Below are 14,413 nucleotides of genomic sequence, written 5' to 3'. Positions count from 1 at the left end.
CCGGGCTCACTCGTGGCCGGTGCGGCAGGACGTGCCGGCGTCGGACATGTCGAACAGGCAGCGGCCCTTCTTGTCCAGCGTGACGACCTTCTTCACGCTCCGGAACTGCTTGAGCGTCGCGTCGATCGTGCGCAGGATGCGCGCGTCGCCGCCGACGCCGTTTCCCCAGACGGTCCGGCAGAAGCGGAGGGTCGCCGTACCGCTCTTGATCGTGAGAGAGAAGTCGGCGCCGCAGTCGGAGCGGCCGCGGATCTGCTTGCCCAGCTCGGAGCGGAGGCCGCGGCGGTGCTCGGCGGCGGTCGGGCCCTTGATGAGCTGCTCGACGGCGAACCGGGCGACGCCCGAGTGGGGCGCGATCCGCTTGACCGCGACGACCTTGCCGGGGAAGCCGTTCCCCGTGGAGAAGTAGACCTTGACGGTGGTGCCGGGCGCCTGCACCGGCGACAACGCGAGCACGGTGGCCATCAGGAGCTCTTTCATGTCCTCTATGACGTCCGCCCGGAGCCCGGGGTTCGCAGCAGCCGCAGGGCCTTCTCCTTCTCGAAGTCCAGTGCCCGGCGCGGCACCTGGATGCGGCCGATCCGTACGCCGAGGTCGCGGACGGCGGCGGCGACGGCGGGCTCGCTGAGCGCGCGCAGGGCGAAGGCCAGCTCGGCGGGGGAGACGTCGAAGCGTTTCTCCAGCTCCACGCCCTGGGCGACGGCGGCGAGCTCCTCGGGGCCGAAGCGGCGGTGCGCGCCCTGCTCGCGCACGGGAGGCAGCAGGCCGAGTGCCTCCCGGTAGCGGAGCATCCTGGGAGACATGCCGAGCCGTCTCGCGGCTTCCGTGATGCGCATCCTTACATTCTTACGTCAGGTTAGCTCTCTGTGAGATGCGATCGGGGCGGGGAGACGCCTAAACTCGTCGCGACAACATTGTGATGCGAGGGGAACCCCGATGGACTTCAAGGTCGCCGACCTTTCACTTGCCGACTTCGGCCGCAAGGAGATCCGGCTCGCCGAGCACGAGATGCCCGGCCTCATGGCGATCCGCAAGGAATACTCGGCCTCCCAGCCCCTTCGCGGCGCGAAGATCATGGGCTCGCTGCACATGACGATCCAGACCGCCGTCCTCATCGAGACCCTGGTCGCGCTCGGCGCCGAGGTCCGCTGGGTGAGCTGCAACATCTTCTCCACCCAGGACCACGCCGCCGCGGCCGTCGTCGTCGGCCCCGACGGCACGCCCGAGGACCCCAAGGGCGTCCCGGTCTTCGCCTGGAAGGGCGAGACGCTGGAGGAGTACTGGTGGTGCACCGAGCAGGCGCTCACCTGGCCCGGCGGTGACACGCCCAACATGATCCTCGACGACGGCGGCGACGCCACGCTCCTCGTCCACAAGGGCGCCGAGTACGAGAAGGCCGGCGCCGTTCCCCCCGCCACCGCCGACGACCCGGAGGAGTGGCACGTCATCATCGACCTGCTCACCCGCACGGTCGGCGACGACAAGCGCTGGACGAAGATCGCCGAGAGCATCAAGGGCGTCACCGAGGAGACGACCACCGGCGTGCACCGCCTGTACGAGATGCACAAGAACGGCCAGCTGCTGTTCCCGGCGATCAACGTCAACGACTCGGTCACCAAGTCCAAGTTCGACAACAAGTACGGCTGCCGCCACTCGGTCATCGACGGCCTCAACCGCGCCACCGACGTGCTCATCGGGGGCAAGGTCGCGGTGGTCTGCGGCTACGGCGACGTCGGCAAGGGCTGCGCCGACGCGCTGCGCGGCCAGGGCGCCCGCGTCATCGTCACCGAGATCGACCCGATCTGCGCCCTCCAGGCGGCGATGGACGGCTTCCAGGTCACCACGCTGGAGGAGGTCGTCGGCATCGCCGACATCTTCGTCACCACCACCGGCAACTTCAACATCATCCGGGCCGACCACATGGCCCAGATGAAGCACCAGGCCATCGTGTCCAACATCGGCCACTTCGACAACGAGATCGACATGGCCGGCCTGGCCAAGACCCCCGGCATCGAGAAGCGCAACATCAAGCCGCAGGTCGACGAGTGGGTGTTCGCCGACGGCCACTCGATCATCGTGCTGGCCGAGGGCCGCCTGATGAACCTGGGCTGCGCCACCGGCCACCCGTCGTTCGTCATGTCCAACTCCTTCACCAACCAGGTGATCGCGCAGATCGAGCTGTTCACCAAGACGGCCGAATACCCGATCGGCGTCTACACGCTGCCCAAGCACCTCGACGAGAAGGTGGCCCGGCTGCACCTCGACGCGCTGGGCGTCAAGCTCACCGAGCTGACCAAGGAGCAGGCCGCCTACATCGGCGTCCACGTGGAGGGCCCGTACAAGAGCGACCACTACCGCTACTGACAGCAAGCCCCGGAGGAGCCGGTGCGCGGTGCGCGCCGGCTCCTCCGTCGTAAGGAGAGTCGATGGACCTGGGGGAGAGCGGGGAGCGGCAGATCAGCTGGGCCGCCCGCGCGATGCCGGTGCTGACCGCCATCGGGGAGCGGTTCGCGGCCGAGCGGCCGCTCGCCGGGCTGCGGATCGCGGCCTGCCTGCACGTCACCGCCGAGACGGCGGTGCTGATGGGGGCGCTCAAGGCGGGCGGGGCCGAGATCGCGCTGGCCGCCTCCAACCCGCTGTCGACGCAGGACGACGTGGCCGAGGCGCTGCGCTCCTACGGCGTGGCCGTGCACGCGCGGGCGGGCGTCGACCGCGCCGCCTACTACCGGCACATCCACCGGGCCCTCGACCTCGCCCCCGACCTGGTGCTCGACGACGGCTGCGACCTGGTCAACATCCTGCACACCGAGCGGACCGACCTGCTCGACGGGGTGAGCGGCGGCTGCGAGGAGACGACCACCGGGATCATCAGGCTCCGGCAGATGGCCGCCGAGCAGGCGTTGCGGTTCCCGGTCGTGGCGGTGAACGACACCCGAACCAAGCGCATGTTCGACAACCGGTACGGCACCGGGCAGTCGACGCTCGACGGGATCATGCGGGCCACCAACACCATGCTGGCCGGGCGCACGGTCGTGGTGGCCGGGTTCGGCTACTGCGGGCGCGGCGTGGCCGAGCGGGCCAAGGGGCTCGGCGCGCGGGTGATCGTGACGGAGATCGACGCGGTCAAGGCCCTCGACGCCACCCTCCAGGGGTACGAGGTGCGTCCGATGGAGCAGGCGGCCGTGACGGGCGACCTGTTCATCACCGTGACGGGCAACCGCGACGTGATCCGGGCCGAGCACCTGGCGGCGATGAAGGACGGCGCGATCCTGGCCAACGCCGGGCACTTCGACGTGGAGATCGACGTGCGGGCGCTGGACGAGCTGGCCGAGGAGGTGCACCGGGCGGTGCGCCCCAACACCGACGAGTACGTGCTGCCCGGCGGGCGCAGGCTGCTGCTGCTGGCCGAGGGCCGGCTGGTCAACCTGACCGCCGCCGAGGGGCATCCGGCCGCCGTGATGGACATGTCGTTCTCCGCGCAGGCCCTGGCCGTCGCCTGGCTCGCCCGGGAGCGGGCCGGGCTCCCGCCGGGCGTGTACGACGTGCCGGAGGACATCGACCAGGAGGTGGCGCGGCTCAAGCTGGCGGCGGCCGGGATCGCCATCGACGAGCTGACCGGTGACCAGGAGACCTATCTGCACTCCTGGCGCTCGGGCTCCTAGCCGGCCTGCATCTCCCGCATCCGGCCGATCTCGGCCGTCTGGGTGACGGCGACGTCGTTGGCCAGCTCCTCGATCTTGATGTGCGAGCCGCCAGTCAGCACGCGCTCGGACATCTGGATCGCGCCCTGGTGGTGGGCGATCATCAGCCGCAGGAACAGGGCGTCGAACTCCTTGCCGGTGGCCGCCTTGAGCTGGTCGAGCTGCTCGGGCGTGGCCATGCCGGGCATGCCCGCGTGGGCCGCGTGGTGGTCGGGGACGCGCTGGCCCTGCTCCTGGAGCCAGGTGCGCATCCACTGGATCTCCGGGCCCTGGGTGTCGGCGATGCGCGAGGCCAGGCTCTTGAGCTTGGCCGACTCCGCCCGGCTCGGGGCCAGGACCGCCATGTCGAGCGCCTGCTGGTGGTGGACGATCATGTCCTGGACGTAGGTGACGTCGGGGGCGTTCGCGCTCGGCGCGGGGACGGCGGTGGCGGCCTCGGAGGGGGACAGGGTCCTGGCCTCCTCGCCGGGACGGCCCGGCGCGATCACGGGGGCGGTGGAGTCCGCCCGGGGCGGCTGCGGCTCGGCGCCGGAGGTGCAGCCCGACAGGGCGATCCCCGACAGGACGATCAGCGTGCCCGTGGCGACGACGTTGAGCGCGGCGCGCACCCAGCCTCCTGACTGATTTCGGTCGGAACTGCGGATTCTAGATCGTAAGAATGATCGTTATAAGAGGGCAAACCGGCATATCTTTTGACATCTTGCGCGCTGGTCGGCGCGGCCGTCAGGGGTGACGATTTCATTCATTTATGTCCCCTTTATAGGAGGATAGGTGTTGGCATCCCGACGAGCCCTCACGCTGGTGGGAGCGGTGATCGCGTTGGCGATGGCCGGCCTTCCCGCGCAGGCGGCTGACATCCCGGCTCCCGGCGAGATCGTCATGAGCCCCAACATCGCGCACGTCACGAACGTGCCCAAGCCCGAAGCCCTGGCCGACATCAACACCGACATGGCCTTCCAGGGCGACTACGCCTACGTCGGCAACTACTACGGCTTCTCCATCTACGACATCCGCAAGCCGAAGCGGACCTCGCTGGTCAGCTCCGTGGTCTGCCCCGGCGGCCAGATGGACGTGTCGGTCCACGGCAACCTGCTCTTCGGCTCCGTCGACTCCTCGCGCAGCGACGACTCCTGCAGCAGCACCGGCCAGAGCGCCTCGATCAAGGAGTCGTGGGAGGGCGTCCGGATCTTCGACATCAGCGACAAGGCCAACCCGCGCTACATCAAGTCGGTCGAGACCAACTGCGGCTCCCACACGCACACGCTGGTGCCCGACCGCCGGGGCCGCAACGTCTACATCTACGTCTCCTCCTACAGCCCGAACGCGAACTTCCCCGACTGCCAGCCGCCGCACGACCTGATCTCGATCATCAAGGTGCCGCTGCGCGACCCGGCCGCCGCGTCGGTCATCTCGGCGCCGAACCTGTTCCCCGACGGCGGCTTCCCCGGCGTGCCCGGCCAGTACCCCGACGGCAAGTCCGCCACCACCGGCTGCCACGACATCACCGCCTACCCGGAGAAGGGCATCGCCGCCGGAGCCTGCATGGGCGAGGGCATCCTGATGGACATCCGCGACCCCGAACGCCCCCGCGTGACCGCCACCGTCAGGGACGAGACGAACTTCGCCTTCTGGCACTCGGCCACGTTCAACAACAGCGGCACCAAGGTCGTCTTCACCGACGAGCTCGGCGGCGGCTCCCGCGCCACCTGCAACCCGGAGATCGGCCCGACCCGCGGCGCCAACGCCTACTACGACATCGTCCGCGGCCAGCTCGTGTTCAAGAGCTACTTCAAGATCGCCAGGCACCAGGACGCGACCGAGAACTGCGTGGCGCACAACGGCTCGCTGATCCCGGTCAAGGGCAAGGACATCATGGTCCAGGCCTGGTACCAGGGCGGCATCTCGGTGGTCGACTTCACCGACTCGGCCAACCCGCAGGAGATCGCCTTCTTCGAGCGCGGGCCTGACGACACCGCGCCGCCGCTGTCCGGCGGGTTCTGGTCGGCGTACTACTACAACGGCTACATCTACGGCTCCGACTTCAACCTGGGCCTCGACGTGCTCAAGATCAACGACCCGCGGACCAACCGGGCGAACGGCGTACGGTTCGACGACCTGAACGCGCAGACGCAGGAGTCGTACCGGGAGCGGGGGCACCACCACTAGCCCTGACACTTCCTGACATAGTGGGGGACCTCTCGATCATCGTGCACCTGGGAGGTCCCTCCGTGACGTCCAGACCCGTCCGCGCCCTGGCGCTGGCAGGAGCGGCGCTGATCCTGACGTCGTCACCGGTCCACGCGGCCGACGACGTCCGGACCAGCGCCAACGTCGAACACGTGGCCAACGTGCCCAAACAGGCCCCGTTCGCGTCGCGGCAGGCGAAGCAGAGCGACCTCGCCTTCCAGGGCGACTACGCCTACCAGGGCAACTACCACGGCTTCACCGTCTACGACATCGCGAACCCGGCCAAGCCGAAGGTCGTCAGCCGGGTCTCCTGCTACGGCGCCCAGGGCGACATCACGGTCAAGGACGACCTGCTCTTCCTGTCGGTGGACGAATCGGTCGCCAGCGATTCCTGCCGCACCACCGGCGCCTCGGCCACCGAGAAGGGCGCCTGGGAAGGCATCCGCATCTTCGACATCAGCTCCAAGAAGCGGCCGAAGTACATCAAGTCCATCGAGACCGCCTGCGGCTCCCACACCCACACGCTGGTGCCGGGGACATCCAAGGACACCGTCTACCTGTACGTCTCCTCGTACGGGCCCGGCGACATCTTCCCCGACTGCAAGCCGCCCCACGACCGGATCTCCATCGTCAAGGTGCCGCTCAAGAAGCCCAGGTCCGCCAGGATCGTCGCCAGGCCGGTGCTGTTCCCCGACGGCGGCAACGAGCGCGGCGACGGCGCCACCACCAGCGGCTGCCACGACATCACCGTCTACCCGTCCAGGAACCTGGCCGCCGGGGCCTGCATGGGCGACGGCGTGCTGATGGACATCTCCGACCGCGAACGCCCGAAGGTCACCGCCCGGGTCACCGACGCGAACTTCGCCTTCTGGCACTCGGCCACCTTCAACAACAGCGGCACCAAGGTCGTCTTCACCGACGAGCTCGGCGGCGGCTCGACGGCCACCTGCCTCAAGAGCACCGGGCCGGAGCGCGGGGCCAACGCCGTCTACGACATCACCGGCGGCAAGCTCGTCCACCGCAGCTACTACAAGATCCCGCGCGAGCAGGGCAGGTCCGAGAACTGCGTCGCCCACAACGGCTCGCTCGTCCCCGTCAAGGGCCGGGACATCATGGTCCAGGGCTGGTACCAGGGCGGCGTGTCCGTCTGGGACTTCACCGACTCGGCCCGGCCGCAGGAAATCGGCTACTTCGACCGGGGCCCGTTCAAGCCGCGCGACATGGCGGGCTCCTGGTCGGCGTACTACTACAACGGGCACGTCTACAGCAGCGACATCCAGCTCGGCCTGGACGTGCTGCGCATCCGCGACCCGCGCACCGACCCGGCCGCCGGGGTCCGGCTCACGTCGCTCAACGCCCAGACGCAGTACGCCTACTGAGCACGCCTATTGGGGCGGGACGAACCCGCCCGGCGTGCTCCCGGACGGCTCTCCGGCGCCCGCTGGGGGCGGGTAGGGCGCGGGCGGGCCCGTCGGAGGGGCCGGGGGCCCGGCGGGCGGGAACGGCGCGTACGGGGCCGTACCGGGCTGCCATGCCGGGACCGGCGGGCTCTGGGGGCCGAGACGCTGGGCGAGCCGGGCCTGGTCGCGGCGGCGGCGCTCGGCCAGGACGGCGCTGAGGTAGGCGTGCGGCGGGACGCCCGCCGGCGCCGCCGGTGAGACGTACGCGGCCGTCTGGGTCGCGATCCGCACCCCCATCTCGTGCTGCACCTGCGGCGACAGCTCGTGCCAGCGCATCAGGTACTGCCGGGCGGCGGCGGCCACCTCCACGGGAAGCTGCGACAGCTCCAGGGAGGCCGCCCACGCGGCCAGCGGCGGCGGCATGACGATGGCCTGGCTCGCGTCACGCGGCCCGCGCTCGGAGATCACGATGGTGCCCGCGAACAGGTCGCCCAGCCGCTTGCCCCGCTGCGAGATCAGCGAGGTGATCAGCGCCGGGGCGCCGGAGAACATCCAGAACTCCATCACGCCCGCCAGCCCGCGGAACAGCGCCTGCCGGAACCGCTCGGGGCTGCCGTCGTCGCTCACCACGCGCAGCCCGAGCGCCAGCTTGCCCAGGCTGCGGCCCCGGCTGACGGTCTCGAAGATCACCGGATAGCCGACCAGGACCAGCACCAGCATCGCGATCGCCACGGCGCCGAACATCGCCGGGTCGGAGACGATCGCGAACGCCTCCAGCAGCACGAACGCGACGACCAGCACGGTGACCTGGACGAGCATGTCGATGAGCAGCGCCAGGAACCGCGAGGGCATCTGCGCCACCCGCACTTCGAGGACGACGGCGTCACCGGTCACAACCTCCGACATATGTGGAGCCTAACGGCAATGGGCAGCCGACAGACCAGCCACAATGGTCGGGTGGACATCGACGCCTTCGTCACCGCGCACCGCCCGGTCTGGGAGCGGCTCGATCAGCTGATCAAGCGCCGCTCCTCGCTGACAGGGGCGGAGGTCGACGAGCTGGTGGACCTCTACCAGCGGGTGTCGACCCACCTGTCGATCGTCCGCTCGTCCACGCCCGACGCGATGCTGGCCGGGCGGCTGTCGGCGCTGGTGGCGCGGGCGCGCTCGGCCGTCACGGGCACCCGCACCCCGGCCTGGCGGGAGCTGGTCCGCTTCTTCACCGTGTCGTTCCCGGTGGTCGCCTACCGGACGCGCTGGTGGTGGCTGGGCACGTCGCTGGCGTTCCTGGCGGTCTCGTGGGTGATCGGCGCCTGGGTGGCGGCCAACCCCGACGTGCAGGCCGCGATCGCCTCCCCCGAGGAGATCACGCAGCTCGTCGAGCACGACTTCGCCGACTACTACTCGGAGCACCCGGCCGCGTCGTTCGCCAGCCGCGTGTGGATCAACAACGCGTGGGTGTCGCTCCAGGTCATCGTGTACGCGATCTTCCTCGGCATCCCGATCCCGCTGGTGCTGTTCCAGAACGCGGCCAACGTCGCGATCTCCGGCGGTCTCATGGCCTCGCGCGACAAGCTGGACATCTTCTTCGGCCTGATCACCCCGCACGGCCTGCTGGAGCTGACTGCGGTGTTCCTCGCGGCGGCGGCCGGCATGCGGCTGGGCTGGGCCGTCATCGACCCGGGCCACCGCAGGCGGGCCGAGGTCATGGCCGAGCAGGGCCGTGCCGTGATGGCGGTGGCGCTCGGCCTGGTGGCGGTGCTGTTCGTGTCGGGGCTGATCGAGGCGTTCGTCACCCCGTCGGGGCTGCCGACCGCCGCCCGCGTGGGCATCGGGGTGCTCGCCGAGATCGTCTTCCTCGCGTACGTGATCTTCTTCGGCAGGCGGGCGGCTCGTGAGGGCGAGACGGGCGACCTCGAACGGGCCCCGGACGTGGCCCCGAGCGCCTGACCTCCTCCTACAGGCGTCCGGCGGCCTTCAGCGCGAGGTAGTGGTCGGCCAGGGCCGGGGCGATGTCGTCGGGCAGCGCGTCGACCACCTCGACGCCGTGGCGGCGCAGCCTGGCCGTGATGCGGCGCCGTTCGAGCAGGGCGCGCTCGGCCGCCGCCGCGTCGTACGCCTCCTCGGCGGTGCCGCGCCGGGCGGCCATGGCGGCGACCAGCGGGTCGGAGACGCCGGCCACCAGCACCAGGTGGCGCGAGGAGAGCTGCGGCAGCACCGGCATCAGCCCCTCGTCGAGCGCGGCCGAGTTGAGGTCGGTGAGCAGCACCACCAGGCAGCGGCGCTTGGCCCGCGCCAGGATCGCGGCCACCATGCCCTGCGAGTCGGCCTCGATGAGCTCGGCCTCGATCGGGGCCATCGCGTTGACCAGCGACGACAGCAGCTCGGTGCGGGACGCGCCGGTCACCCAGGAGCGCACCGCCCGGTCGTAGGCCAGGAAGTCCACCTGGTCACCGGCCCGGGCGGCGAGCGCGGCCAGGAGCAGCGCGGCGTCCATCGACCAGTCGAGGCGCGGCCAGCCGGGCACCGGGCGCGGGTCGGGCCGCGCCAGCAGGCCGCCGCCCTCGATGGCGGCTCCGGCCAGCGGGATCGGCGCCTCGCCCACGCGGCCGGCGGAGGTGCGGCCGGTGTCGAGCACGATCAGCACGCGGCGGTCGCGTTCGGGACGCCAGGTGCGCACGACCACGTCGTGGCGGCGCGCGGTGGCCCGCCAGTCGATCGAGCGCACGTCGTCGCCCACCACGTACTCCCGCAGCGAGTCGAACTCGGTGCCCTGCCCGCGCACCAGCGCCGGGTGCCGGCCGTCGAGCTCGCGCAGCCTGGCCAGGCGCGACGGCAGGTGCTTGCGCGACAGGAACGGCGGCAGCACCCGCACCGACCAGGGCGAGCTGTGGCTCGCCTGCCGGGCGGCCAGCCCGAGCGGGCCGAGCGAGCGCACGGTAACCGAGACCGACTCGCGGTCGCCGCGCCTGGCCGGGTCGAGCGTCACGACGAGCCTGCGCCGCTCGCCCGGCGGCACGTCCAGCTTGAGCACGCGCGGCGTCGCCCCGGCCGAGGGCGGCCAGGCGTCACGCAGCACGCCGCGCACCCGCCTGCGGCCCGGGTTCTCCACGACCAGCTCGACCGTGGCCCGCGCGCCCAGCCGTACCAGCCGCTCGCCCGAACGGTGCAGGCGCAGCGGACGCACCGCGCCCGCCAGCGCCAGGTCCGCGACGATCGCGGCGGCCAGCAGCAGGCACACCCCGGCCACGGCGGGCCCCGGCGACGGCGCCAGCAGCACCGCCACGATCCCGAGCGCCGCGAGCAGGCCGGCGCGCCCCGTGAGAGCCATCAGCGCGGGACCGGCACCGACGCCAGGATGCCGTCGAGCAGGCCGTCGGCGGTCGCGCCCTCCAGCTCGGCCTCGGGCCGGAGCTGCACGCGGTGCCGCAGCGCGGGCCTGGCCAGCGCCTTGACGTCGTCGGGCGTCACGTACGCGCGCCCCGACAGCCACGCCCACGCCCGCGAGGCCGCCAGCAGCGCGGTCGCGCCACGCGGCGAGACGCCGAGCTGCAGCGACGGCGAGTTACGGGTGGCGCGGGCCACGTCGACGATGTAGCCGAGCACCTCGGGCGCCACGTGCACGGCCGAGACCGCCTCGCGGCCCGCCGCCAGGTCGGCCGCCGTCGCCACCGGCTTGACGTGCGACAGGTCGCGCGGGTCGAAGCCGAGCGCGTGCCGCTCCAGCACCGCGATCTCCTGCTCGCGCGGCGGCAGCGGCACCGTCAGCTTCACCAGGAACCGGTCGAGCTGCGCCTCGGGAAGCTGGTAGGTGCCCTCGTACTCGACCGGGTTCTGCGTCGCGCACACCACGAACGGGTCGGGCAGCGGCCGGGCCGTGCCCTCCACGCTCACCTGGCGCTCCTCCATCGCCTCCAGCAGCGCCGCCTGCGTCTTGGGCGGCGTGCGGTTGATCTCGTCGGCGAGCAGCAGGTTCGTGAACACCGGCCCCTCGCGGAACTCGAACTCCGCCGTCTTCGTGTCGTAGATCAGCGAACCGGTCACGTCGCCCGGCATCAGGTCCGGCGTGAACTGCACCCGCTTGAAGTCCAGCGACAGCGCCGCAGACAGCGTGCGCACCATGAGCGTCTTGGCCACGCCCGGCACGCCTTCCAGCAGCACGTGCCCCCGGCACAGCAGCGCGATGACCATCCCGGTCACCACCGCATCCTGCCCGACCACGGCCTTGGACACCTCGGCGCGCAGCGCCCCCAGCGCCTCCCTGGCCGAGTCCGCGGAACCGGTCACGCGGGCGGTCTCCTCAAAGTTCACGGACCTTCCTTTCGATGGAATCCAAGTATCCGGCCAGCGCGACCAGCTCCGCGTCGCCGGTGGGCGGCGGCCCGTACAGCGCGCCGCCGACCTCCCGCGCGTCCAGCCCGGTCCGTACGGCCAGCGCGGCGACGACCTCCTGCGGCCCGGCCCCCGAGGCCAGCCCGAGCCGGGGCGTCAGCCGGTCGATCGTGCCCGCGCGCAGCGAGTCGGCGGCCCTGGCCCTGGCCCGCCTGGCGCGGTAGAGGCGCCCGCGGCCCTCGACCGTCTCCGACGCGCGCACCACCACGGGCAGCCGCTCGGTCACGACCGGGCCGAGCCGCCTGCCCCGCCAGAACGCCACCACCAGCACCGTGAGGCAGGCCATCAGCACCGCCCACGGGATGCTCGGCGGCATCAGGTCGTACACCGAGTCGCCCTCGGGCCCGGCCAGGTCGCCCGTGCCGGGGTCGTCCGGGGGGACCAGCCAGGTGACGGGCTTGCCGGTGGCGAGCAGGTTGAGCGCCAGGGCGGCGTTGCCGTCCTCGGCCAGGCGCTGGTTGGTCATGAACTCGCCGCTGCCGACGACCGTGGTGGTGCCGCTGCCGTTGGGGAAGCTGATCAGCGTCCAGCCGTCGCCCGCCGGGTAGCAGCCGGTGGTGCCGCGCGGGGCGGAGTAGGCGATGCCGCCGAGGTGGACGCTGCCAGCGGCCACGGCGGCCGGCAGCGAGCACTCGGGCTCGCGCGAGCGCTGCCTGGCCGCGCCGACCGGGTTCACGCCGGCCATCTCCGCCGCCCCGAACGGGTCGCCGACGATCAGGCGGTCGCCCCGGACGGCGGCGAGGTCGTCCGGGGACGTGCGCAGGCGGTCGGTGACGACCAGCGTGCGGTCGCCGCCCAGGGCTGCGGCGGCCTCGACGGAGTCGACCCGGTCGACGGTGACGCCGCGCCGGCGCAGCAGCTCAGCCAGGGCCTTGGAGCCCTGCAGCGACGTGTCGGCGGGGTCGAGCGGCCGGGCGGCCTCCTGCTCGGGGCCGAGCAGGACGGTGCCGGCGGCGACGAGCACGATGAGCGCCCCGAGCAGCGCGATCCAGCGCCCGCCGCGCCACCGGGCCTTCGCGGTGGGCGTGGTGGGGCGCGACTCCACCGCCTGCGCGGTCATGACAGGCCGCCCAGCGGCACCGGGCGGGCGGCGCGCAGCCGCTCGTCGAGGCTCGTCATCGTGTCGTAGGTCTCCCGGACGCCCGGGACGCCGCCGTAGGTGACGTCGTCGAAGGAACGCGCCGCCGCGGCCAGCTCGCCGGCGAAGGCGGGCATGGCCCGGCCGGCCTCGGCCGCGAGCTCGTCCGCCGTGCGGCCGGGCATGCCGTCGACCAGCGCCCGCTCCTCCAGGTCACGGGCGATGGCGCGCAGCCGCTCCTGGATGGCGGCGGTCCACTCGCCCTCGGCGGCCAGCCGCTCCGCGGCCGTGCGGTGCTCGGCGGCGGTGAGCGCCCGCTCGCCGAACAGCGCGCCGGGGGCCTGCGCGTTGCGCCTGCTGGTGCGGCGCAGGTGGTAGGCGACCAGAGCGGCCACCGCGACCAGGATCAGGCCGATCAGCACGGCCGCGATGACCCCGCCGGCCGAGCCGCCGCCCGCTGCCGCGTCCATCAGGTCGCCGACGAACTGCATGAAGTAGCGGTAGAGCCGGTCGAGCAGCGGCTCGTCGGCGTACTGCGGATCGAGGAGCTCGCGCGCCGCCTCCCCGGCGGCCTCCTCCCGGCCGACCGGGCTCACGGCCTGGCGGAGTGGGACGGGTGCCAGAGGTCGTCGGCGGAGTCGTGCACCCAGCCCTGGCGCTGCTGCTCGATCGCGGCCGTCTGCAGCACGAGGTCGAACGCCTCGGCGCGCATCCGCCGGTCGGCGTAGAGCAGGCCGGCCACGCCCGCCTCGAACGGGTAGGTGATCATGGCGCCGACGGTGGCGCCGACGGCGATCAGCACGGCGGCGGCCACGACGGTCCACACCCCGCCGCCGCCGAGCATGCCGAGCACGGTGCCGACCAGGGTGAACGGGATGTTGAGCACGGTCGCCACCATGCCGACCACGAACGAGGTGAGCAGCAGGATGCCGAAGACCCGCCAGAAGTCGCCGGTCACCAGGCCCCACGAGCGCCGCATCGCCTCGACCGGGCCCCGGCCCTCCAGCACCACGGCGGCCGGCGCGAAGGCGAAGCGGGTGCGGAAGAACAGCGCGTAGCCGAGGTAGAGCAGGAGCAGCAGCAGGAAGAGCAGGATGAGGCCGCCGGCCGACTCGGGCGTGCCGCCGAAGCCGCCGGCGACGAGCGCCACGACCAGGAGCACGATCAGCGCCAGCGGCGCGAGCATGATCAGGGTCATCAGGCCGACCACGCCGAACAGGGCGGGCATCCGGCTCCTGGTCGCCTGCCAGGCCTCTCCGGCGGTCATCTTGCCGCCGAAGACGGCCCGGCCGAGGATGCGGGTGAGCACGCCGGTCAGCACGGTGACGACGATGAAGCTGACCAGGTAGGAGACGATCGTGCCGCCGTACTGGCCGACGAAGCCGCCGGTGATGTCGGCGGGGTCGGTCACCGACCGCGGGTCCTGGATGGCCGCGCCCATGCTCTCGAGCATGATCGCCTGGCCCACGGCCAGCGGCACCGAGCCCACCAGCGCGCCGATCGCCGACAGGCCGAGCACCGCCTTGGGGTTGGACCTGATCAGCTTGATCGTGCCGTCGTAGAGGTCGCCCAGGCGCAGTGGGCGCAGCGGGATGATGCCGGGGCGCATCGCCTGCGGGTGGGGCCCGTAAGGGGCGTAGGGCGCCTGACCGTAA

At 71.9% G+C, this 14,413-nt stretch carries 14 protein-coding genes; 5 read left to right on the top strand and 9 right to left on the bottom strand.

Annotated elements, in window-relative coordinates; translation table 11 throughout:
- Positions 1 to 6: 6 nt before the first annotated feature.
- Complete coding sequence (locus AB0J53_RS17335) at positions 7 to 480, bottom strand: GerMN domain-containing protein (protein WP_364173057.1); 474 nt, start codon at positions 478 to 480, stop codon at positions 7 to 9.
- 5 nt (positions 481 to 485) lie between these two features.
- A complete protein-coding gene (locus AB0J53_RS17330; RefSeq protein ID WP_219499638.1) occupies positions 486 to 836 on the bottom strand; it encodes a MerR family DNA-binding transcriptional regulator in 351 nt (116 codons plus the stop codon).
- 100 nt (positions 837 to 936) lie between these two features.
- On the opposite strand from AB0J53_RS17330, the gene ahcY reads away from it, so the two are divergent.
- Together ahcY and AB0J53_RS17320 are read left to right on the top strand one after the other, a co-directional pair.
- Positions 937 to 2,364 carry an adenosylhomocysteinase gene (gene ahcY, locus AB0J53_RS17325; protein ID WP_357584045.1) on the top strand — a complete coding sequence of 476 codons (1,428 nt, stop codon included), beginning with the start codon at positions 937 to 939 and terminating at the stop codon, positions 2,362 to 2,364.
- Between the two features lie 62 nt (positions 2,365 to 2,426).
- Positions 2,427 to 3,662 carry an adenosylhomocysteinase gene (locus AB0J53_RS17320; RefSeq protein WP_364173053.1) on the top strand — a complete coding sequence of 412 codons (1,236 nt, stop codon included), beginning with the start codon at positions 2,427 to 2,429 and terminating at the stop codon, positions 3,660 to 3,662.
- Here the strand turns inward: AB0J53_RS17320 and AB0J53_RS17315 are convergent.
- Entirely contained in the window at positions 3,659 to 4,309 is a 651-nt protein-coding gene (locus AB0J53_RS17315) for a DUF305 domain-containing protein (RefSeq protein WP_364173050.1), read from the bottom strand. The two genes, AB0J53_RS17320 and AB0J53_RS17315, sit on opposite strands and share 4 nt — an antisense overlap.
- A 163-nt stretch (positions 4,310 to 4,472) precedes the next feature.
- Between AB0J53_RS17315 and AB0J53_RS17310 the strand changes: the two genes are divergently transcribed.
- Positions 4,473 to 5,867, top strand: a complete 1,395-nt coding sequence (locus AB0J53_RS17310) for a hypothetical protein (protein ID WP_364173047.1) — start codon at positions 4,473 to 4,475, stop codon at positions 5,865 to 5,867.
- A 62-nt stretch (positions 5,868 to 5,929) separates the two neighbouring features.
- The gene (locus AB0J53_RS17305; RefSeq protein WP_364173044.1) at positions 5,930 to 7,267 is read left to right on the top strand and encodes a hypothetical protein; all 1,338 of its coding nucleotides are present in this window, start codon (positions 5,930 to 5,932) and stop codon (positions 7,265 to 7,267) included.
- Between the two features lie 6 nt (positions 7,268 to 7,273).
- Here the strand turns inward: AB0J53_RS17305 and AB0J53_RS17300 are convergent, their stop codons facing one another.
- Positions 7,274 to 8,194 carry an RDD family protein gene (locus AB0J53_RS17300; RefSeq protein WP_219499629.1) on the bottom strand — a complete coding sequence of 307 codons (921 nt, stop codon included), beginning with the start codon at positions 8,192 to 8,194 and terminating at the stop codon, positions 7,274 to 7,276.
- A gap of 51 nt (positions 8,195 to 8,245) precedes the next feature.
- On the opposite strand from AB0J53_RS17300, the gene AB0J53_RS17295 reads away from it, so the two are divergent.
- Positions 8,246 to 9,238, top strand: coding sequence for a stage II sporulation protein M (locus AB0J53_RS17295; RefSeq protein ID WP_364173040.1), 993 nt, complete (start codon positions 8,246 to 8,248; stop codon positions 9,236 to 9,238).
- Between the two features lie 7 nt (positions 9,239 to 9,245).
- Here AB0J53_RS17295 and AB0J53_RS17290 read toward each other — a convergent pair whose 3' ends face one another.
- Genes AB0J53_RS17290 through AB0J53_RS17270 form a run of 5 tightly spaced genes read right to left on the bottom strand, consistent with a single transcriptional unit; the run spans position 9,246 to position 14,367 of the window.
- On the bottom strand, positions 9,246 to 10,619 hold the full coding sequence (locus AB0J53_RS17290) for a DUF58 domain-containing protein (protein ID WP_364173037.1): 1,374 nt from the start codon (positions 10,617 to 10,619) through the stop codon (positions 9,246 to 9,248).
- Entirely contained in the window at positions 10,619 to 11,599 is a 981-nt protein-coding gene (locus tag AB0J53_RS17285) for a MoxR family ATPase (RefSeq protein WP_357584031.1), read from the bottom strand. Before AB0J53_RS17285 ends, AB0J53_RS17290 begins: the two co-directional genes overlap by 1 nt.
- Positions 11,589 to 12,740: a DUF4350 domain-containing protein gene (locus AB0J53_RS17280; RefSeq protein WP_364173034.1), complete on the bottom strand. Its 1,152-nt coding sequence runs from the start codon at positions 12,738 to 12,740 to the stop codon at positions 11,589 to 11,591. The genes AB0J53_RS17285 and AB0J53_RS17280 overlap by 11 nt, the downstream gene beginning before the upstream one ends.
- Entirely contained in the window at positions 12,737 to 13,354 is a 618-nt protein-coding gene (locus AB0J53_RS17275) for a DUF4129 domain-containing protein (protein ID WP_364173032.1), read from the bottom strand. Before AB0J53_RS17275 ends, AB0J53_RS17280 begins: the two co-directional genes overlap by 4 nt.
- Positions 13,351 to 14,367 (bottom strand): hypothetical protein, encoded by a 1,017-nt coding sequence (locus tag AB0J53_RS17270; RefSeq protein WP_219499616.1) that lies wholly within the window; start codon positions 14,365 to 14,367, stop codon positions 13,351 to 13,353. Before AB0J53_RS17270 ends, AB0J53_RS17275 begins: the two co-directional genes overlap by 4 nt.
- Positions 14,368 to 14,413: the final 46 nt, after the last annotated feature.

Source organism: Nonomuraea sp. NPDC049725, from assembly GCF_040674795.1.
GTDB classification, from domain to species: Bacteria; Actinomycetota; Actinomycetes; order Streptosporangiales; family Streptosporangiaceae; genus Nonomuraea; species Nonomuraea ceibae.
This window is presented reverse-complemented; position numbering and strand designations above follow the sequence as displayed.

What these genes read in the sequence shown, in the direction of transcription:
- AB0J53_RS17335 (WP_364173057.1), bottom strand. Translation starts at nt 480, where the DNA reads ATGAAAGAGCTCCTGATGGCCACCGTGCTCGCGTTGTCGCCGGTGCAG.
- AB0J53_RS17330 (WP_219499638.1), bottom strand. Translation starts at nt 836, where the DNA reads ATGCGCATCACGGAAGCCGCGAGACGGCTCGGCATGTCTCCCAGGATG.
- ahcY (WP_357584045.1), top strand. Translation starts at nt 937, where the DNA reads ATGGACTTCAAGGTCGCCGACCTTTCACTTGCCGACTTCGGCCGCAAG.
- AB0J53_RS17320 (WP_364173053.1), top strand. Translation starts at nt 2,427, where the DNA reads ATGGACCTGGGGGAGAGCGGGGAGCGGCAGATCAGCTGGGCCGCCCGC.
- AB0J53_RS17300 (WP_219499629.1), bottom strand. Translation starts at nt 8,194, where the DNA reads ATGTCGGAGGTTGTGACCGGTGACGCCGTCGTCCTCGAAGTGCGGGTG.
- AB0J53_RS17290 (WP_364173037.1), bottom strand. Translation starts at nt 10,619, where the DNA reads ATGGCTCTCACGGGGCGCGCCGGCCTGCTCGCGGCGCTCGGGATCGTG.
- AB0J53_RS17280 (WP_364173034.1), bottom strand. Translation starts at nt 12,740, where the DNA reads ATGACCGCGCAGGCGGTGGAGTCGCGCCCCACCACGCCCACCGCGAAG.
- AB0J53_RS17270 (WP_219499616.1), bottom strand. Translation starts at nt 14,367, where the DNA reads ATGCGCCCCGGCATCATCCCGCTGCGCCCACTGCGCCTGGGCGACCTC.